This window comes from Oryzihumus leptocrescens (assembly GCF_006716205.1).
In the GTDB taxonomy this organism is placed as follows: domain Bacteria; phylum Actinomycetota; class Actinomycetes; order Actinomycetales; family Dermatophilaceae; genus Oryzihumus; species Oryzihumus leptocrescens.
This window is the reverse complement of the sequence record NZ_VFOQ01000001.1, coordinates 3,042,595-3,060,206: the sequence shown is the minus strand read 5'-3', so window position 1 is coordinate 3,060,206 and position 17,612 is coordinate 3,042,595. Positions and strand designations below refer to the sequence as shown.

At 72.8% G+C, this 17,612-nt stretch carries 19 protein-coding genes; 9 read left to right on the top strand and 10 right to left on the bottom strand.

The window, feature by feature from the left end:
- Positions 1 to 95: 95 nt before the first annotated feature.
- The 4 genes from sigE to FB474_RS14360 are packed head-to-tail and all read left to right on the top strand — an operon-like array spanning position 96 to position 3,258.
- Entirely contained in the window at positions 96 to 797 is a 702-nt protein-coding gene (gene sigE, locus FB474_RS14375) for an RNA polymerase sigma factor SigE (RefSeq protein ID WP_141789268.1), read from the top strand.
- Positions 794 to 1,360 (top strand): anti-sigma factor family protein, encoded by a 567-nt coding sequence (locus FB474_RS14370; protein WP_141789267.1) that lies wholly within the window; start codon positions 794 to 796, stop codon positions 1,358 to 1,360. The genes sigE and FB474_RS14370 overlap by 4 nt, the downstream gene beginning before the upstream one ends.
- Positions 1,353 to 2,870: a trypsin-like peptidase domain-containing protein gene (locus FB474_RS14365; RefSeq protein WP_141789266.1), complete on the top strand. Its 1,518-nt coding sequence runs from the start codon at positions 1,353 to 1,355 to the stop codon at positions 2,868 to 2,870. The genes FB474_RS14370 and FB474_RS14365 overlap by 8 nt, the downstream gene beginning before the upstream one ends.
- 37 nt (positions 2,871 to 2,907) lie before the next feature.
- Positions 2,908 to 3,258, top strand: a complete 351-nt coding sequence (locus FB474_RS14360; RefSeq protein WP_141790016.1) for a twin-arginine translocase TatA/TatE family subunit — start codon at positions 2,908 to 2,910, stop codon at positions 3,256 to 3,258.
- Positions 3,259 to 3,394: 136 nt separating this feature from the next.
- Here FB474_RS14360 and FB474_RS14355 read toward each other — a convergent pair whose 3' ends face one another.
- The 4 genes from FB474_RS14355 to FB474_RS14340 all read right to left on the bottom strand — a co-directional run bounded on the left by FB474_RS14355 (position 3,395) and on the right by FB474_RS14340 (position 7,068).
- Complete coding sequence (locus FB474_RS14355; RefSeq protein WP_141789265.1) at positions 3,395 to 4,528, bottom strand: Mrp/NBP35 family ATP-binding protein; 1,134 nt, start codon at positions 4,526 to 4,528, stop codon at positions 3,395 to 3,397.
- Between the two features lie 9 nt (positions 4,529 to 4,537).
- A complete protein-coding gene (locus tag FB474_RS14350) occupies positions 4,538 to 5,110 on the bottom strand; it encodes a DUF1003 domain-containing protein (protein WP_141789264.1) in 573 nt (190 codons plus the stop codon).
- Positions 5,100 to 6,371 (bottom strand): magnesium transporter MgtE N-terminal domain-containing protein, encoded by a 1,272-nt coding sequence (locus FB474_RS14345; protein WP_414695889.1) that lies wholly within the window; start codon positions 6,369 to 6,371, stop codon positions 5,100 to 5,102. The genes FB474_RS14350 and FB474_RS14345 overlap by 11 nt, the downstream gene beginning before the upstream one ends.
- 100 nt (positions 6,372 to 6,471) lie before the next feature.
- Positions 6,472 to 7,068 (bottom strand): hypothetical protein, encoded by a 597-nt coding sequence (locus FB474_RS14340; RefSeq protein WP_246092200.1) that lies wholly within the window; start codon positions 7,066 to 7,068, stop codon positions 6,472 to 6,474.
- Between the two features lie 52 nt (positions 7,069 to 7,120).
- On the opposite strand from FB474_RS14340, the gene FB474_RS14335 reads away from it, so the two are divergent.
- Both FB474_RS14335 and FB474_RS14330 read left to right on the top strand, forming a co-directional pair.
- On the top strand, positions 7,121 to 8,206 hold the full coding sequence (locus FB474_RS14335; protein ID WP_141789262.1) for an HpcH/HpaI aldolase/citrate lyase family protein: 1,086 nt from the start codon (positions 7,121 to 7,123) through the stop codon (positions 8,204 to 8,206).
- The gene (locus FB474_RS14330) at positions 8,203 to 9,072 is read left to right on the top strand and encodes an HpcH/HpaI aldolase/citrate lyase family protein (protein WP_141789261.1); all 870 of its coding nucleotides are present in this window, start codon (positions 8,203 to 8,205) and stop codon (positions 9,070 to 9,072) included. Before FB474_RS14335 ends, FB474_RS14330 begins: the two co-directional genes overlap by 4 nt.
- A 14-nt stretch (positions 9,073 to 9,086) precedes the next feature.
- On the opposite strand, the gene FB474_RS14325 is transcribed toward FB474_RS14330, so the two are convergent.
- Positions 9,087 to 9,458 (bottom strand): VOC family protein, encoded by a 372-nt coding sequence (locus FB474_RS14325; protein ID WP_141789260.1) that lies wholly within the window; start codon positions 9,456 to 9,458, stop codon positions 9,087 to 9,089.
- A 373-nt stretch (positions 9,459 to 9,831) separates the two neighbouring features.
- Between FB474_RS14325 and FB474_RS14320 the strand changes: the two genes are divergently transcribed.
- Positions 9,832 to 10,530 (top strand): L,D-transpeptidase family protein, encoded by a 699-nt coding sequence (locus FB474_RS14320; protein ID WP_246092199.1) that lies wholly within the window; start codon positions 9,832 to 9,834, stop codon positions 10,528 to 10,530.
- A gap of 73 nt (positions 10,531 to 10,603) precedes the next feature.
- On the opposite strand, the gene FB474_RS14315 is transcribed toward FB474_RS14320, so the two are convergent.
- Both FB474_RS14315 and FB474_RS14310 read right to left on the bottom strand, forming a co-directional pair.
- On the bottom strand, positions 10,604 to 11,401 hold the full coding sequence (locus tag FB474_RS14315) for an alpha/beta hydrolase-fold protein (RefSeq protein ID WP_141789258.1): 798 nt from the start codon (positions 11,399 to 11,401) through the stop codon (positions 10,604 to 10,606).
- Positions 11,402 to 11,436: 35 nt separating this feature from the next.
- Entirely contained in the window at positions 11,437 to 12,300 is an 864-nt protein-coding gene (locus FB474_RS14310) for a serine protein kinase RIO (protein ID WP_246092198.1), read from the bottom strand.
- 297 nt (positions 12,301 to 12,597) lie between these two features.
- Here FB474_RS14310 and FB474_RS14305 point away from each other — a divergent pair, with 297 nt between their 5' ends.
- Positions 12,598 to 13,812: an acyl-CoA dehydrogenase family protein gene (locus FB474_RS14305; RefSeq protein WP_141789256.1), complete on the top strand. Its 1,215-nt coding sequence runs from the start codon at positions 12,598 to 12,600 to the stop codon at positions 13,810 to 13,812.
- A gap of 13 nt (positions 13,813 to 13,825) precedes the next feature.
- Here FB474_RS14305 and FB474_RS14300 read toward each other — a convergent pair whose 3' ends face one another.
- Both FB474_RS14300 and FB474_RS14295 read right to left on the bottom strand, forming a co-directional pair.
- The gene (locus FB474_RS14300) at positions 13,826 to 14,506 is read right to left on the bottom strand and encodes a hypothetical protein (protein WP_141789255.1); all 681 of its coding nucleotides are present in this window, start codon (positions 14,504 to 14,506) and stop codon (positions 13,826 to 13,828) included.
- A gap of 3 nt (positions 14,507 to 14,509) precedes the next feature.
- A complete protein-coding gene (locus FB474_RS14295; RefSeq protein ID WP_141789254.1) occupies positions 14,510 to 15,067 on the bottom strand; it encodes a SigE family RNA polymerase sigma factor in 558 nt (185 codons plus the stop codon).
- A 154-nt stretch (positions 15,068 to 15,221) separates the two neighbouring features.
- Here FB474_RS14295 and FB474_RS14290 point away from each other — a divergent pair, with 154 nt between their 5' ends.
- Entirely contained in the window at positions 15,222 to 15,740 is a 519-nt protein-coding gene (locus FB474_RS14290; RefSeq protein ID WP_246092197.1) for a UbiA family prenyltransferase, read from the top strand.
- Here the strand turns inward: FB474_RS14290 and FB474_RS14285 are convergent.
- A complete protein-coding gene (locus tag FB474_RS14285; RefSeq protein ID WP_185746179.1) occupies positions 15,728 to 17,581 on the bottom strand; it encodes a chloride channel protein in 1,854 nt (617 codons plus the stop codon). The genes FB474_RS14290 and FB474_RS14285 overlap by 13 nt on opposite strands.
- Positions 17,582 to 17,612 lie beyond the last annotated feature (31 nt).

The following is a 17,612-nucleotide window of genomic DNA, read 5'->3' as shown; positions in this document are numbered from 1 at the left end:
GGCTAGTCCATGCGGGCCCCCGCGTCGGGCTTCCCCAGCAATCTCTCAGGTCGGTCAGGAACGATGGAGGGCCTGCAACCGTCATGGTTGCTGTGATGTCCCTGACCGCGTCGCCCCGCAGGACGACGCCCCCGGAGGTGGAGACGGTGACCAACGCGACGACCGGACGGCAGCACGACGCAGCCAGGCCGGCCTCCGCGGTGGACCAGGAGGGGTGGGTCCCGCCCACGTGGGAGGAGATCGTCACCCAGCACTCGGCGCGCGTCTACCGGCTGGCCTACCGCCTCACCGGCAACGTCCACGACGCCGAGGACCTCACGCACGACGTGTTCATCCGCGTCTTCCGTTCGCTCGGCTCCTACCAGCCGGGCACCTTCGAGGGCTGGCTGCACCGCATCACGACCAACGTCTTCCTCGACCGGATGCGCCGCAAGCAGCGGATCCGTTTCGATGCCCTGCCCGAGGACGCCGCCGGCCGCCTGGCCAGCCGCGAGGCCGGGCCGGAGCAGCACTACGCCGACACCCACTTCGACGACGACGTGCAGCGGGCGCTCGACGCGCTCTCGCCGGACTTCCGCGCCGCGGTGGTCCTCTGCGACATCGAGGGCCTGTCCTACGAGGAGATCGCGGCCACGCTGGGCATCAAGCTCGGCACGGTCCGCTCCCGCATCCACCGCGGCCGGGCTCAGCTGCGCGAGGCTCTCGCGCACCGGGCCCCGGAGGCGCGCCCGGCTCCGGTCGCGCGTCCCGCCCGTCGGGGCTTCGCGCTCGGACGGGTCGTGCCGGGGACGCGATGAGCCCGCGCCCCGCCGACGGGGTCGGCGCCCAGCACCTCGGGACGATGGTCAGCGCCTACGTCGACCGTGTCCTCCCCCCGTCGTTGCAGCACGCCTGCGACCGTCACCTGGTGGCCTGCGCCGTATGCCGTGAGGCCGCCGCCGCGGAGCGGCGCCTCCTGGGCTCGCTGCGCGAGGCGCGGATGCCCGGGCCGCCGAGCCGGCTGCAGGCCTCGCTGCTCGACCTGGCGGCACAGGCGCCGGCCCCGGTCGGGCCGGCTCCGCTGGGCCTGGTCCGCCGAGACGCGCCGGCCCTGCACCGCTCACCGGTCCGTGCCGCCATGCTCGCCGGACTGGCGGCAGGTGCGTCGGCGGCTGCCGCGTGGAGCATCGGGGTCGCGACCCCAGCGGCCGCGCCGGTGCAGCCGGTGGCCCCCACGCCGAGCTGGGCCGCCCCCGCATCCTCCACGACCTTCGCCCGGACGGTCGCGGTCCTGCGGCCGGGGCTGGGCCGCTCCCAGCCGGTGCCGCAGACCTCGATGACGGTTCGCCGCGCCCATTGGGCAGAATCACTCCATGACTGAGCAGCAGCGGGACCCCTCCGGGGAGCAGACCGAGCCGGTCGACGTCGCACGACAGTCGCCGACGCCCGGTGCTGCCGGGTTCCCGCCGCCCACCGGTGAGCCCTACACGCACCTGCCCACCGCGCCTCACCGGTCGACCCAGGCTGCGCCCGGTGCCGACCAGGCGACGGGCACGGCGGGGATGCCGGCCCCGGCGCCGGGGGCGATGCCGCCTCCGGGAGCCGGGCAGCCGTGGGCCAGCGCCCCGGCGCCGGACCCGTCCCCGTGGGCGACGGCGCCGGTGGCCTTCTCCGCGTGGCCCCACGCCCACTCCGCGGACGTCACCGCGCCGCTGCCGCAGGGTGCGGGCGACCCGCCGGCCGGCGGCGGCACGCCTCCGCCCACGAGCGCTGCCCCTGGCCCCCGGGCGTCCCGGTGGAGCGCCGGCACGGTCGCCGTGCTGGCCGCCGCCGTGCTGCTCGCCGCTCTCCTGGGTGGGACCGCAGGTGCGCTGATCGCCACCCGCAGCTCCGGCCTCACCTCCGGTGGCGTGCTCCCGGTGCCCCAGCCCGGGTCGACGAGCCGGCCCCCGGGCTCGATCGCCGGCATCGCCGCCAGGGCCCTCCCGTCGGTCGTCACGCTCAAGGTCAAGGGCGCTGACGGCCAGGGGACCGGGTCGGGCTTCGTGATCAAGAGCGACGGCTTCATCCTGACCAACAACCACGTGGTGTCCTCGGCCGCGGCCACCGGCAGCATCCGGGTCGAGTTCTCCGACGGATCCCAGCTGCCGGCCACCATCGTCGGCCGCGACGCGTCATACGACCTGGCTGTCGTGCGGGTGAAGCGGACCGGCCTGCCGGTCCTGCCGCTCGGCAGCTCGGCCTCGGTCGTCGTGGGCGACCCGGTCGTCGCCGTCGGCGCCCCGCTGGGCCTGGAGAGCACGGTCACCAGCGGGATCGTCAGCGCACTGAACCGTCCGGTGACCCCGGGTGGGGCCGACGACGCCCCCGCGTTCATCAACGCGATCCAGACCGACGCCGCGATCAACCCCGGCAACTCCGGTGGCCCGCTGCTGGACATGTCTGGGCGCGTCATCGGCGTCAACTCGGCCATCGCCCGGATCCCGGGCTCGAGCCCCCTCGACTCCGGCCAGTCCGGCAGCATCGGCGTGGGGTTCGCCATCCCGAGCGACCAGGCCCGCAAGACGGCCGACCAGCTGATGACGACCGGCAAGGCCTCGCACCCGGTCATCGGGGTCATCCTCGACACGGCCTATGAGGGCGAGGGCGTCCGGATTGCCGCCTCGTCCAAGGGCGGTCGTGCCCCGATCACCCAGGGTGGCCCGGCGGACAAGGCCGGTCTCAAGCCCGGTGACGTCATCCTGAAGTTCAACGGCCGCGTCATCTCCGACCCCGACCAGCTCGTCGTCGCGATCCGGGCCCGCTCGGTCGGCGAGACGGTGACCCTGACGGTGCGTCGCGGGACGACCGAGCGAACTGTCAGGATGACCCTGCAAGCGGCGACGGACTGATCGCCGTCACCAGCGACACAAGGGCCCACGCGTGAACATCCTCGACATCAACGGCTGGGAGTTCATCCTCCTGATCGTGATCGGCGTGGTCGTGCTCGGCCCCGAGCGGTTGCCGGAGTACGCCGCGAAGCTGCGCACCCTGATCAAGCAGGCCCGCGTGATGGCCGACAACGCGCGCAGCCAGCTGCGCGAGCAGATGGGGCCGGAGTTCGACGACATCGACTGGCAGGCCTTCGACCCGCGGCAGTACGACCCGCGGCGGATCGTGCGCGAAGCCCTGCTCGAGGACGGCGAGGAGGACTTCTCGGCCTTCAACCCGTTCAAGGAGCCCTCGCGGCCCCGTCGGGACCCGGCCCTGCCGACCCCGTGGGACGTCGACGCCACCTGAGCCGCACCCGTCGGGGCCGCACCCAGGGTTGCCGAGCTGGACGTTGGTGCCTCTTCAGCGCTGCTGAAGGGGCACCAACGTCCAGCTCGGAGGGGTCAACGCGGTCGGCCCGGACGAGCGGCCGGCGCCGATCGCGTCAGCGGCTGGCGGGGGTGAGGCCGAGGGAGCGGCCGGCCAGGCCGCGCGAGCGGGTGGCGAGGCCGCGCGCGATACCGCGCAGGGCCACCGCAGCCGGGCTGGTGGGGGAGCCGAGGACCACGGGCATGCCCTGGTCGGCGCCCTCACGCAGGCTCGTGTCCAGCGGGATCTGGCCCAGCAGCGGCACCTGGGCGCCGACCGAGCGGGTCAGCGAGTCGGCCACGGTCTGGCCGCCGCCGGAGCCGAAGATCTCCTGGCGGGAGCCGTCGGGCAGCTCGAGCCACGACATGTTCTCGATGACGCCGACGATGCGCTGGTGCGTCTGCAGCGCGATGGACCCCGCGCGCTCGGCCACCTCCGCGGCGGCCTGCTGCGGCGTGGTGACCACGAGGATCTCGGCGTTGGGGATGAGCTGGGCCACCGAGATGGCGATGTCCCCGGTGCCCGGGGGCAGGTCGAGCAGCAGCACGTCCAAGTCGCCCCAGAACACGTCGCCGAGGAACTGCTGGAGCGCGCGGTGCAGCATCGGCCCGCGCCAGACCACCGGCTGGTTGCCGGGCACGAACATGCCGATCGAGATGACCTTCACGTCGTGGCTGACCGGCGGCAGGATCATGTCGTCGACCTGGGTGGGCCGGTGCTCGACGCCGAGCATGCGCGGCACCGAGAAGCCGTAGACGTCGGCGTCGACCACGCCGACGCGCAGCCCCTGCTCGGCCAGCGACGCGGCGAGGTTGACCGTGACCGACGACTTGCCGACGCCGCCCTTGCCCGAGGCCACCGCGTAGACGCGGGTCAGGCTGTTGGGCTTGGCGAAGGGGATCTCCTTCTCGGCGACCCCGCCACGCAGCTGCTCGCGCAGGCCGGCCCGCTGCTCCGGGCTCATCACGCCGAGGGTCACGTCCACGCCGGTGACGCCCTCGACGGCGGAGAGCGCCGCGGTGGAGTCCTTGGTGAGCGTGTCCTTCATCGGGCAGCCCGACACCGTGAGCAAGATGGTGACGGCGACGCGGCCGGCGTCGTCGACCTCGACCGACTCGACCATGCCGAGCTCGGTGATCGGCTTGCGGATCTCGGGGTCGTTGACCGTCGACAGCGCGGCGAGCAGGGCGTCCTGAGTGGGGGCGGGCATGCCCCCATGCTAGGTCGGTCGCGCGCCGTCGCGTTCCGCGGGCTGGTCACCGCTCCCGTCGCCGAGCTCGGAGGGCGATGCGACGCTCACGCCGCGCTCCTCCATCTCCTCGAGCAGGCTGCGCAGCTCGGAGCGCAGGAAGTCGCGGGTGGCCATGTCCCGCAGCGCGATCCGCAGGGCTGCGACCTCGCGGGTGAGGTACTCGGTGTCGGCCAGGTTGCGCTCGTCCCGGGCCCGGTCCTGCTCCAGGGCCACCCGGTCGCGGTCGGCCTGGCGGTTCTGCGCGAGCAGGATCAGCGGCGCGGCGTATGACGCCTGCAGGCTGAGCATGAGGGTCAGGAAGATGAAGGCGTAGGGGTCGAACCGCAGGTCCTTGGGGCCCGCGGCGTTCCAGAGGATCCAGAGCACCACGAAGGCGGTCATGTAGACCAGGAACCGCGCGGTGCCCATGAACCGGGCGAACGCCTCGCTGGCCCGGCCGAAGGTCTCCGGGTTGAAGCTCGGACGCGGCAGCAGCGTGCGGCGCACCTCCCGCGGCTGGTCCAGCCGGGGTGCGTTGCGGTCGAAGCGGTCAGTGGCCATGGGTCACCTCGTGCCGGTCCTCGCGCCAGTCGTCGGGAAGGATGTGGTCGAGCACGTCGTCGACCGTGACCGCGCCGAGCAGCCGGCCGTCCTCGTCGACCACGGGCACCCCGACGAGGTTGTAGGTGGCCAGCATGCGGGTCACCTGCCCCAGAGGGGCGTTGGGCGTCAGCGGCTCGAGGTCGCGGTCGAGGATCGAGCCGATCGCCGCGTGCGGGGGCTCGCGCAGCAGCCGCTGGATGTGCACCACACCGAGGTACTTGCCGGTCGGGGTCTCCAGCGGAGAGCGGCACACGAACACCGTCGCGGCCAGCGCCGGGGACAGCTCGGCCCGGCGGACCACGGCCAGCGCCTCGGCGATGGTGGCCTCGGGGCCGAGGATGACCGGCTCGGTGGTCATCAGGCCACCGGCGGTGTTCTCGTCGTAGGCCAGCAGCCGCCGCAGCGGCGCAGCCTCGTCCGGCTCCATCATCTGGAGCAGCTGCTCGGCGGTGTCGGGCGGCAGCTCGGAGAGCAGGTCGGCGGCGTCGTCGGGCTGCATGGCCTCGAGGACGTCGGCGGCGCGGTCGGAGCCCAGGGTCGTGAGGATCTCGACCTGGTCGTCCTCGGGCAGCTCCTCCATGACGTCGGCGAGCTTCTCGTCATCGAGCGCGGCGGCCACCTCGGCGCGGCGCTTGGGCGTCAGGTCGTGGATGACCTCGGCGAGGTCGGCAGCCTTGAGGTCGTCGTAGGTCTCCAGCAGCTTGGCCGCGCTCTGCGCACTACCCGAGCGGCGCAGGCCCGTGACGTCGGAGACGTCGACGAGGACGGTCTCACCGCGGCGCCGCCCGAGCCGGGACAGGCTGCGGGAGCCGCCGATCGGCTTGCGGCAGAACACCTTGACGATGACCCAGTCGCGGTTGCGCTCCTGCTCGATGGCGATGTCCTCGACGATCGCCTCGAACGGGCCCTCCGGGGTGGTGACCCGCACCGCGCGCTCGAGCAGCTCGGCGAGGACCAGCGTCTCGTTGGCGCGCTGCTCGAACCGGCGCATGTTGACCAGGCCCGTGGTGATGACCTGCCCGGCGTCGATGCTGGTGACCCGGGTCATCGGGACGAACACGCGCCGGCGCCCGGGCACCTCGACCACGAGGCCGATGACGCGCGGGGCACGACGGGTCGCGCTGAACGTCACCACGACGTCGCGCACCCGGCCCACCTGGTCGCCGAGCGGGTCGAACACACTCAGGCCGGCCAGGCGTGCCACGAACACGCGCGTCATGGGGTTCACGGGGCCAAGGCTAGCCCGCGCTGTGGACGCCGCGACCAAGGTCCGTGCCGACACCGCCGGTATGCCGTGTGCCCGCCTCCCGCGCGGCCGGTCAGCGGGTGCCGCGCCGCCGCTTGGGCCGGCCGCCGAGGTGCCACGGCCGCCACGTCCGCGTCGTGGCGGGGGTGGGCGCGGGCGGTGCCGCGCCGGACCCGTCGTCGTACGAGCCGGGCCCCTCGAGCGCCTCGCCGAACGGCGTCAGCGCGGTGACGGTGCACTGATCGGCCCAGCGCTGCACGACGTCGTCGCCGACGCTGTTGAGCCTGGCTGACTTGAGGGCCGCAGTCGCCGGCTCCCACCGCTCGTCGGCCGGCGTGATCCGCTCGACGCGCGCCAGGACGCGGACCAGCCGGCCGCCGGAGTCCTTGCTGCGCAAGATGATCGGCACCTCCTCGGGCAGCCAGGGCATCGGCTGCTCGCCCGGCCCGCTGACCACCCAGGCCGTCCCGTCCAGCCACTCGTGCCACACCGGCCAGGCCCGGTCGCCCGGCACGTCGACCCAGAGCAGGCCGGACTTGGCGGCGGCCTCGGCGACCAGGGCCAGCGTGGACCCGGGTGCCGCGGTGGGCGCCTCGACGGCGGGCAGGGCGGCCGTCTCCGGCTCGCTCGCGGGCGTCGGGCCGGCAGGGGTGCCGGGGGTCTGCGTCACACCGTGAACTGTGTCATAACCGCCGGCGGAGCCGCGCTGCTAGTTTCGCCGCGTGCGCAGCCCCAAGGACTTCTTCGCCCCGTTGGCGGTGGGCGCCCCCACCCCGATCCGTGAGGTGCCGGCCCGACCGTCCCGCGTCATCCACTTCTTCGACCCGAGCAACGAGAAGATGGCCGCCAAGGTCCCCGACATGGTCGGGACCGTCGACGTCCTCCTCGGCAACCTCGAGGACGCGGTCAAGGCCGACCGCAAGGTGGCTGCTCGCGAGGGCCTGGTCGCCATCGCGAAGGCCACCGACTTCGGGGAGCACACCCAGCTGTGGACCCGGGTCAACGCCCTGGACAGCCCGTGGGTGCTCGACGACCTCGTCACGCTCGTCACCGAGATCGGCGACAAGCTCGACGTCATCATGGTCCCGAAGGTGCAGGGGCCGGAGGACATCCACTACGTCGACCGGCTGCTGGCCCAGCTCGAGGCGAAGGCGGGCCTGACCCGCCCGATCCTCGTCCACGCCATCCTCGAGACCGCCCGCGGCGTGGCCAACGTCGAGGCCATCGCCGGCGCCAGCCCCCGCATGCAGGGCATGTCGCTGGGCCCGGCCGACCTGGCCGCGGACCGCCGCATGAAGACGACCCGCGTCGGCGGCGGCCACCCCGGTTACCTCGTGCGCCAGGACCCGCCGGCCGGTGTCGAGGACGCGGTCCACGCCGACCGGGCGACCTACCAGCAGGACCTGTGGCACTACACGATCTCCCGCATGGTCGACGCCTGCGCGATGCACGGGATCCTGCCGTACTACGGCCCCTTCGGGGACATCAAGGACGTCGTCGCCTGCGAGGACCAGTTCCGCAACGCGTTCCTGCTCGGCTGCGTCGGCACGTGGTCACTGCACCCCGTGCAGGTCGCCATCGCCAAGCGCGTGTTCAGCCCGTCCGCCGAGGACGTCGCTCACGCCCGCCGGGTCGTGGAGGCCATGGGTGACGGCACCGGCGCGGTCATGCTCGACGGCAAGATGGAGGACGACGCCAGCCTCAAGCAGTGCCTGGTCATCGTCGAGCTCGCCGAACGGCTCGCGGCCACCGACCCCGAGCTGGCCGAGCTGTATGCCGTGCCCGCGGCGCAGGAGGAGACCCGATGACCGCCACCACGGCCTACCGTCCCCGGCGCTCGGTGCTCTACATGCCCGGCTCCAACGAGCGGGCGCTGGAGAAGGCCAAGACGCTGCCGGTCGACGCGCTGATCCTCGACCTCGAGGACGCCGTGGCCCCCGACGCGAAGGAGCAGGCACGCGAGAACGCCTGCGCCGCGGTGCGCTCCGGTGACTACGGGCGGCGCGAGCTGACCATCCGGGTCAACGGCATCGGCACGCAGTGGCACGAGGACGACCTCGCCGCCGCTGCCGCAGCCGGCCCGGATGCCGTCGTCGTGCCGAAGGTGAGCTCGGCCGCCGAGGTCCGCCAGCTCGTCGCGGCCCTGGAGGCCGCCGGGGCGCCCGAGCACACCAAGCTCTGGGCGATGGTCGAGACCCCGGTCGCGATGCTGCACTGCGAGGAGATCGCTGCGGCGTCCGAGCGCCTGACCGTGCTCGTCATGGGCACCAACGACCTGGCCAAGGAGCTGCATGCCGAGCACGTGCCCGGCCGCGCCCCGCTGCTGACCGGGCTTGGCCTGTGCCTGCTGGCCGCGCGCGCGACGGGGACGGTGATCCTCGACGGGGTCTTCAACGACGTCAAGGACGCCGAGGGCTTCGCCGCGGAGTGCCTCCAGGGTCGTCAGCTGGGCTTCGACGGCAAAACGCTGATCCACCCCGGCCAGGTCGAGACGTGCAACGCGACGTTCGCCCCGAGCGAGGCCCAGGTCGAGGAGGCCCGGGGGATCCTCGCCGCGTGGGAGCAGGGAGCAGGCGCCGGCGTCGTCACCTACAACGGGCGGATGATCGAGAACCTGCACGTCGAGACCGCCCAGCGCGTGCTCAGCACCCACGAGGCGATCGCCGGCCTCTGACGGGGCGACGTCGGCTACGCCTGGCGCAGGCCCAGCGTGTTGCCGTCGGGATCGCGGAACCACGCGCCGCGGGCCGGCCCGAGCTGGGCGATGTGCCCGGTGGTCGTCAGGGGTCCCTCGGTGTAGTCGATGAACTCCACGCCCTTGGCCTCGAGGTCCCTGACGACCGCCTCGATGTCGGAGACCTCGAAGTGGGCCAGGGTGTGCTCGGTGGTGACCGGCGGCCGCTTGAAGAGGGAGACCTCGCTGACGTCGCCGCACCGCAGTCGCACCCCGACCGGCGTCTCCCACAGGAACGTGAGGCCCAGGACGTCGGCGTAGAACGCCTTGGCCCGGTCCAGGTCGGTCACCGGCAGGGTGGCCACCACCATCGTCGCCCCGATCATCGTCAGCCTCCTTCGACATGCCGGCACCGACCGCCGGATGGGCGGCCCGAGTCCAGCATCCGCCGGCCGGCACGGGGCCACATCGAGCGAAGGGACGAGCGCCCATGAGCAGGGGGGACGTGCTCGAAAGAAAGTTCGGAAACGGCGCAACCTTCCTCGCGGGCGGTGCGTCTGGAGTGGTGATGGGCCGGTGTCGGGGGGCACCGGCCCTCACCATGCGCAGTCCCGGAGCCCCTGCGGTCCGCCATATGGCGGAGGTGGCACCGGGCCGGCCGACCGAGACTGATGCCACGGACCCCGGCGAGCCGCTGGAGGCCCGCAGGGTCCCGGTGGAGGGCGCGGGAGCGGCCGCCGGTCTCGGGTGGAGGGGCACGTGGACATCGGTCGACGATCGTTGGTCCGGGGGACGGTGGGCATCACGACGGCGTGCGTCCTCGGAGTGGCTCAGGGGGCCGGATCCGCCCTTGCTGCAACGCATCCCACGCTGTCCGCGGGGTCCCGCGGCACGGCCGTCATCTCGCTGCAGCAGCGGTTGTCCGCGCTGGGCTACTGGTGCGGCGCCGTCGACGGCGTCTTCGGGGACCTGACCCGGCAGGCCGTCGTCGCCGCGCAGAAGGTGGCCGGCCTGACGCGGGACGGCGTGTGCGGCCCCCTGACCTGGTCGGCCCTCGACCGCGGGGTGCGGCCGGTGCCGCAGTCCCGCTCCGGCCACGTCGTCGAGGTCGACAAGGCCCACCAGGTGCTGCTGGTGGTGGACTCGGGTCGGGTCAGCCGCACGTTCAACACCAGCACGGGGTCGGGGCAGTCGTACTGGAGCAGCGGCGCATGGCACCTGGCCGTGACTCCGCTCGGGACGTTCCGCGTGTTCCGCCAGGTCAACGGCTGGGACGCCTCACCGCTGGGCCAGCTCTACCGGCCCAAGTACTTCAACGGCGGCATCGCGCTGCACGGCTACCCGTCGGTGCCGGCGTACCCCGCCTCTCACGGCTGCGTCCGGGTGAGCATCCCGGCGATGGACCTGTTCTGGAGCACCGGGACCATGCCGATCGGCACGACCGTCCTCGTCCGCTGACGAGCCCCTGAGCGCGACCCCGTCGTCGTGCCCGCAGCCGCAGCGCGCGGGCACGACGAGGGGTCGACCAGGGTCAGGTCGCCAGCAGCCTGGCCAGCCACGTCATCTGGGCCCCGCCGTGGGCGCTCCAGAAGGCGTCGGTGTGGCCACCGGGGTCGAAGTGCGTCGTCGTCCCGGGCAGCCCGGCCGCGAAGGCCCGGTCGGCGTGCAGGAACGGGTCGTCGAGCCCGCAGTCCAGCCGCACCGGTATGCCGCGCAGCCGGCTCCGCAGCCGGAAGACGTCGTGCCGGACGAAGTCGTCCCGGTCGTCGAACGCGCCGGGCGCGCTGTCGCCGGGGGAGAGCCAGAGCGCGGCACTCGAGGCCGCGACACCGGCGACCCTGGCCCGGCCCAGCCCGGTGGCCAGCCAGAGGGCGCCGTAGCCACCCATCGACCAGCCGAGCAGCCCGATCCGCCCCGTGCCCAGGCCCATCGACGCGAGCAGCGGCAGGAAGTCGTCGACGACCATGGCCCCGGTGTCCACGCCGGAGCGACGGGCATGCCAGTAGGTGTCGCCGCCGTCGATCGCCGCGACGGCCAGCCCGGTCGTGGCGACGTGCCGGTCCAGGTGCAGCCCGGTGAACGCGTTGGTCGCGTGCCCGCCCCGCCCGTGGAGGGCGACCACGACCGGGGCCTGCTGCCGGGCCGTGGGCCGGGCGACCGCCCAGGACACCCGCTGCCCGGGCCAGTGGCGGCTCGTCAGCTCGCCGTCGGAGACGTGGACCCCGGGGGAGTCCGCGGGAGCGTCCTCGAACGTCCCCGAGCAGGCCGCCAGCAGCGGCGCCGACATGACGGCGCCGAGCAGCGCGCGGCGACTGATCCCCCGGTCCATGCCGGGAGACTAGGCCGCCGCGCGCCGTCCGGGGCTCACCAACGCGAGTACACGCAGGCCATGAGGTCGCCGAACATGGCCTCCTCGTCGACCTCCAGCCCCCGGCTGGTGAACCAGCGGCACATGTTGTGCACGTCCCGCTGCAGGAAGTCGGCGCCGTGCGGGTTGCCGACGACGTCGACGATCTGCGGCCAGTCGATGATGACGAGCCGGTCCTCGTGCAGCAGCACGTTGTAGGGCGAGAGGTCGCCGTGGGCCCAGCCCTCGGCGGCCAGGGTGGCCATCGCGTCGCGGCACTGCTCGAACAGGTCCGCGAGCAGGTCGGGTGCGGGCCGGGCCTGCGCCAGGCGCGGTGCCGCCTCGACGCCCGTGCCGACGAACTCCATCAGCAGCTCCTCGTCGGTGAGCTGGACGGGGTAGGGGACCGGCAGGCCGAGCGCCCACAGCTTGCCGAGCGCGCCGAACTCGGCGAAGGCCCACTGCTGGCTGATGACCTCCTTGCCGAAGCTGGTCCGCCGCGCCATGGCGCGCATCTCGCGGCTGCGCCGGACCCGGCGCCCCTCGAGGTAGCCCGCGTCGCGGTGGAACATGCGGTGGTCGTGGCTGCGGTAGCGCTTGGCGGCCAGCGTGACCGACTCGTCCGTGCCGGGCACCCAACGGCGCACGACGTGGACGTCGGCCTCCTTGCCGGTCTTGAGCACGCCGAGGTCGGCGTCAACCGCGGCAAGTGCGGTGATCACCCAGTCCGGGCGTGGGTTGGGCCCGTGGAGGGCCACGTCCCAGGTCGACCAGCGGTCGCCCTCGGGGGGGCCGTCAGGGTTGGTGTCGACGCCGAAGCCGGCGCCGGGGAAGAGGTCAGACGGGAGAGCGGTCAGCTCTCCGGGGGTGTCGAAGGACAACGCAGTACTCCAAGGAAGGGAAGGGATGAGCGCACGTGCGGCTCACGACAGTCGTCGACATCTCGCGGCCCTCCTTGGATCGGGACACGGTCAGGTATGCCGTGTCGTTGCCTGCCGATGGTGGCCCCCTCGGGGGTGCGGCGGCAACGGGTTTTCCGCCGGCCCGGCCCGGTGGCTGGTGTCGGAACTCACGCGGTCGGTGCCTGTCGGCGCGGCGGAGGCACTCGGCATACTCGCGAGTAGTTTTCGCGCGCCCCCGGCGCGCCCCCGCACCCGACGCGAAGGCGGCATGAAGCGATGGCACGACTGCAGCACACGGACGGACTCACCGAGGAGCAGGGCGAGCTGCTCAAGCTGGTGCGCGAGTTCGTCGACGAGCAGATCATCCCCGTCGCGACCGAGCTCGAGCATCGGGACGAGTACCCGACGGAGATCGTCGAGGGCATGAAGGAGATGGGGATCTTCGGCCTGATGATCCCCGAGGAGTACGGCGGCCTGGGGGAGTCGCTGCTGACCTACGCGCTGACGGTCGAGGAGATCGCCCGCGGCTGGATGAGCGTCAGCGGCATCATCAACACCCACTTCATCGTGGCGTACATGCTGCTCCAGCACGGCACCGAGGAGCAGAAGCGGAAGTACCTGCCGCGGATGGCCACCGGTGAGGTGCGCGGCGCGTTCTCGATGAGCGAGCCCGGCTGCGGCTCGGACGTCTCGGGCATCCGCACCAAGGCGGTGCGCACCGGCGACGGCTCCGACGAGTGGACCATCAACGGCCAGAAGATGTGGCTGACCAACGGCGGTTCCTCGACCCTGGTGGCGGTGCTCACCAAGACCGACGCCGAGGCCGACGAGGGCGCCTCGGTCTACAAGAAGATGACGACCTTCCTGGTCGAGAAGACCCCCGGCTTCGGCGAGGTCGAGCCCGGCCTGACCGTGCCGGGCAAGATCGAGAAGATGGGCTACAAGGGCGTCGACACCACCGAGCTGGTCTTCGACGGCTACACGACCACCACGGACCAGATCCTCGGCGGGGTCCCCGGCAAGGGCTTCTACCAGATGATGGACGGCGTCGAGGTCGGCCGTGTCAACGTCGCCGCCCGCGCCTGCGGGGTCGCGGTGCGCGCCTTCGAGCTCGGCATCGCCTACGCCCAGCAGCGGGAGACGTTCGGCAAGAAGATCGCCCAGCACCAGGCCGTGCTGTTCCGCCTCGCCGAGATGGCGACCAAGTGCGAGGCCGCGCACCAGATGATGGTCAAGGCCGCCCGGATCAAGGACAAGGGCGAGCGCAACGACCTCGAGGCGGGCATGGCCAAGTACCTCGCCAGCGAGTACTGCGCCGAGGTCGTCGAGGACTCCTTCCGGATCCACGGCGGCTACGGCTACTCCAAGGAGTACGAGATCGAGCGGCTCTACCGCGAGGCGCCGATGCTGCTGATCGGTGAGGGCACGGCCGACATCCAGCGGATGATCATCGGCCGCCGCCTGCTCGAGGACTACGCGCTCAAGGGCTGAGGTCTGTGGGCGGTCACTGCCGGCTCACCCCGGAGGTCGGCAGCCCGCCGCTCGCCGCGACCCTGGTCCTGCCCTGACTGTCCGTCCATCCGGCCGCGACGGCGTCCTGGCCGGGCCCCGTGCGGTTCCACGAGCCCCAGGCCACGACCATGTGCGGTTCCACGCGGGTGAGGACCAGCGTCACGGTGGAGCCGTCGGCCAGGGTCGCGGTGGCCGAGCGGGCCGAGGTGGGCAGCATCCCGATGACCGAGCCGATGCGCCCGTTCGGCGAGGTCCCTCGTGACCATTCCTTCGGCTGCTCGACCCTCGAGCCCGGCCCCCAGCTGATGGCGGCACCGTCCAGCTCGGCGATCGGGCCGAGGCCTGCCGTCACCAGCTCTCCCAGCTTGAGGTGGTCCATCCAGTCACTGACGCGCAGCTCGAGGGGCATCGCGGTGGAGGTCGGGGAGGGTGTGGCGGCGAGGTGGCTGGTGGCTGGCTGCCCCTGATGGGTGGCCGGCCGGGCGACCAGCGCGACGACGGCCAGGGTCAGTGCCGTGGCGGCCCCTGCAAGCGCGACAGCGGCCCGGCGGCCCGCACGGCGCCGGCGGCCACGGCGCAGCACCTCGTGCAGCACGGTGTCCGGGACACCGGGCGTGGCGCCGGTGCCGAGCAGGGTCGTCAGCCGGGTCTCGTCCAGGTCGGTCGTGTCCATGGCTCAGCTCCTCTGCTCGGCGAGTCGGTGGTCGGGGTCGGGACGGGCCTGGTCGTCGAGGACCTCGCGGAGGCGGGCGATCGCCCGCGAGGACGTGCTCTTGACGGTGCCGGTGGAGACGCCGAGCTCCTCGGCGACCGCCTCGACGGGAAGCCCGACGTAGTGGCGCAGGACGAGGACGGTGCGTTCGCGGCGGGTCAGGGCCTGGAGGGCCTGACGGACCTCGTCGGCGTCGGCGGCGACGTCGGCAGGGTCGTGCCCTCGCGTGGCCGCCAGGTGTGCCGCCGGCTCGGGAGCGTCGTCGGTCAGCACCTCGCGTCGCCGGCGCCGCCAGGTGTCCGTGCGCTGGTTGAGCATGGCCCGGCGCACGTAGGCCGCGGCGTCGTCCCGGCGCACCCGCGACCACGCGGCATACGTCCGCACCAGTGCGTCCTGGAGCAGCTCCTCCGCGCGGTGCTCGTCCCCGGTCAGCAGCCTCGCCGTCTGGAGCAGGCGAGGTCCGGCAGACCGGACGAAGTCGGCGAACTCCGCGTCGGCGCGCTCGCGCGCGAGATGTCCCATGTCCCCCTCGTCCCTGACGGCGCACCGCCCCCTTGCCACACAGTACGCACGAGGCTGGACGTTGGTTGAGTGGCCGCGTGAGGCGCCGGGGCGGGACGCGCCGGACGGGACCAAGTGCGGTCCCCTCCGGCGCGTCCTGCGTGAGAATGGGGGCATGACCGGACAGCCGAACATGCCGGGTCGCTCGCCGATGCCGATGCCGGGGTTGAACCTCGACTACCCCATGTCGCTGGGCACCTTCGACAAGTACGAGGACGCCCAGCGCGCCGTGGACTACCTCTCCGACCACGAGTTCCCGGTGCAGAACTGCATGATCGTCGGCACCGAGCTCAAGCAGGTGGAGCGGGTCACCGGCCGGCTCACCCGGCAGAAGGTCATGGTCGGCGGAGCGCTCTCCGGGGCGTGGATGGGGCTCTTCGTCGGCCTGGTGTTCTCGTTGTTCGCCGCCGGGACCACGATGGTCACGGTCATCTCGACCGTGCTGTTCGGCGTGGTGTTCGGACTGATCTGGGCGCTGATCGGCTACGCCGCGACCGGCGGGCACCGCGACTTCACGTCGGTCACGCAGGTGGTGGCCACGAAGTACGAGGTGCTGTGCGAGCACAAGTTCGCCCAGCAGGCCCGGGAGATGCTGGCCCGGATGCCGGGGCACCAGCAGCCCTACACCGCCTGAGGCTCCTCCTTCTGCCCCCACGGGCGCACCAGCCGCACCCGCAGGACGCGCTCGCGCTCCCGGGCCTCCTGCTGGTCGCGCTGGCGGCCCGCGAGCAGCTGGGTCAGTGACACCAGGCCCACGACCCGGTCGGGCCGGTCGCGCTCGACCACGGGCACGCGGTTGACCTCGTACCGGGCCATGAGCTCGGCCACGTGCCGCAGCGGCTGGTCCGGGTGGGTGGTGACCAGCGTGCGTGCCGCGAGCACCTGCCCGAGCGGGTCGTCGCCACGCCTCTCGGCCAGGCGGCCCAGCTCGCGGCGCGTGAGCACGCCCACCAGGCTGCCGTCGCCGTCGACGACGGGGTAGAGCCGCTGCGCCCAGCCGGCGCCCGCGTCCGCGACCGACGCCACCGCCTCCGCCACCGTCAGGTCGGAGCCGAGCTCGAGCACGTCGGTGGACATGACCTCGCTGACGAACAGGACCTCGAGGGGGTCCACGTCGTACTCCCGCGACAGGTGGTAGCCGCGACGGGCGATCTTCTCGGTGAGGACCGAGCGCTTCAGCAGGAGCACCGAGACGAGGAAGGCGGACCCTGCGCCGATGACCAGCGGCGTGACCGCCTCGAGCCGGTGGGTCAGCTCGATGGCGAAGACGATGCCGGTCAGCGGGGAGCGCATCACGCCGCCCAGGACGCCGGCGAGGGCGATGAGCGCCCAGAACCCGGGGCCGACGGGCGGGAACAGGTGGGCCTCGAGCGCGCCGAGTGCCCCGCCGATCATGAACATCGGTGCGAGCACGCCGCCGGATGTGCCCGAGCCCAGGGACAGCGACCAGATGAGCGTCTTGACCACGAGGATGCCGACCACCAGGCCGAGGCCGATCGAGCCGTCGAGCTCGGACCCGATGACGTCGTAGCCCACGCCCAGGGCCTGCGGCACGAACAGGCCGCCGAGGCCGATGATCAGGCCGCCGATCGCGGGCCACCACATCCAGTGGATCGGCAGCCGGTGGAAGAGGTCCTCGGAGGCGTAGACCAGGGCGGTCGCCGCGACGGCCAGCAGCCCGGACAGCAGCCCGGAGACGACGCAGAGCAGGTATGCCGTGGGGCTCAGGTGCAGTGCGCCGGTGACGGGGAACAGGGGAGCCGACCCGAGCAGGGGTTGCCGCACCAGCGCGGCGACGGAGACGGCGGTCGCCACAGGGATGAGGCTGCGCGGGCGCCACTCGAACAGCAGCAGCTCGACGCCCAGGACGATCGAGGCCAGGGGTGCGTTGAAGGTGGCGGCCATGCCGGCGGTGGCCCCCGCCACCAGCAGCGTCTTGCGCTCGTCGGCGGTGAACTTCACCAGCTGGGCGAACAGGGAGCCGATCGCCCCGCCGGTCATGATGATCGGCCCCTCGGCGCCGAACGGCCCACCCGTGCCGATCGCCACCGCCGCCGAGATCGGCTTGAGGACAGCGACCCGGGGGCTCACCCGGCTGCCGGCCATGAGGATCGCCTCGATCGTCTCGGGCATGCCGTGCCCGCGGATCTTCTCCGACCCGTAGCGGGCCATCACCCCGATGACCAGGCCGCCGATGACCGGCGCGAGCAGCACCAGGGCGGGGCTGTGGTGGTGGGCGCCGGGGGCGACGATGCGGGTGGCGAGCCGTCCGTAGAACACCGCGTTGGTGATCAGGCCGATGAGCTTGAGCAGGCACCAGGACACCCCGGCGCTGACCGCTCCGAGCGGCGCCGCGATGGCCACGAGCAGCAGCACGCGGCGGGTCACGGTGAAGTCCCCGAGGTGACCGACGTCGCGGACGGCGGACCGGTCGGTGGGGGAGGAGGTCGCAGTGGGTGTCGGGGGAACGGGCACGTCTCACCTCGGCAAGAAATATCGGGTTACG

Bases quoted from the DNA above. Each gene is read 5' to 3' on its own strand.
- sigE (WP_141789268.1), top strand. From the start codon at position 96: ATGTCCCTGACCGCGTCGCCCCGCAGGACGACGCCCCCGGAGGTGGAG.
- FB474_RS14370 (WP_141789267.1), top strand. From the start codon at position 794: ATGAGCCCGCGCCCCGCCGACGGGGTCGGCGCCCAGCACCTCGGGACG.
- FB474_RS14365 (WP_141789266.1), top strand. From the start codon at position 1,353: ATGACTGAGCAGCAGCGGGACCCCTCCGGGGAGCAGACCGAGCCGGTC.
- FB474_RS14355 (WP_141789265.1), bottom strand. From the start codon at position 4,528: ATGCCCGCCCCCACTCAGGACGCCCTGCTCGCCGCGCTGTCGACGGTC.
- FB474_RS14350 (WP_141789264.1), bottom strand. From the start codon at position 5,110: ATGGCCACTGACCGCTTCGACCGCAACGCACCCCGGCTGGACCAGCCG.
- FB474_RS14345 (WP_414695889.1), bottom strand. From the start codon at position 6,371: ATGACGCGCGTGTTCGTGGCACGCCTGGCCGGCCTGAGTGTGTTCGAC.
- FB474_RS14330 (WP_141789261.1), top strand. From the start codon at position 8,203: ATGACCGCCACCACGGCCTACCGTCCCCGGCGCTCGGTGCTCTACATG.
- FB474_RS14325 (WP_141789260.1), bottom strand. From the start codon at position 9,458: ATGATCGGGGCGACGATGGTGGTGGCCACCCTGCCGGTGACCGACCTG.
- FB474_RS14315 (WP_141789258.1), bottom strand. From the start codon at position 11,401: ATGGACCGGGGGATCAGTCGCCGCGCGCTGCTCGGCGCCGTCATGTCG.
- FB474_RS14305 (WP_141789256.1), top strand. From the start codon at position 12,598: ATGGCACGACTGCAGCACACGGACGGACTCACCGAGGAGCAGGGCGAG.
- FB474_RS14300 (WP_141789255.1), bottom strand. From the start codon at position 14,506: ATGGACACGACCGACCTGGACGAGACCCGGCTGACGACCCTGCTCGGC.
- FB474_RS14295 (WP_141789254.1), bottom strand. From the start codon at position 15,067: ATGGGACATCTCGCGCGCGAGCGCGCCGACGCGGAGTTCGCCGACTTC.
- FB474_RS14290 (WP_246092197.1), top strand. From the start codon at position 15,222: ATGACCGGACAGCCGAACATGCCGGGTCGCTCGCCGATGCCGATGCCG.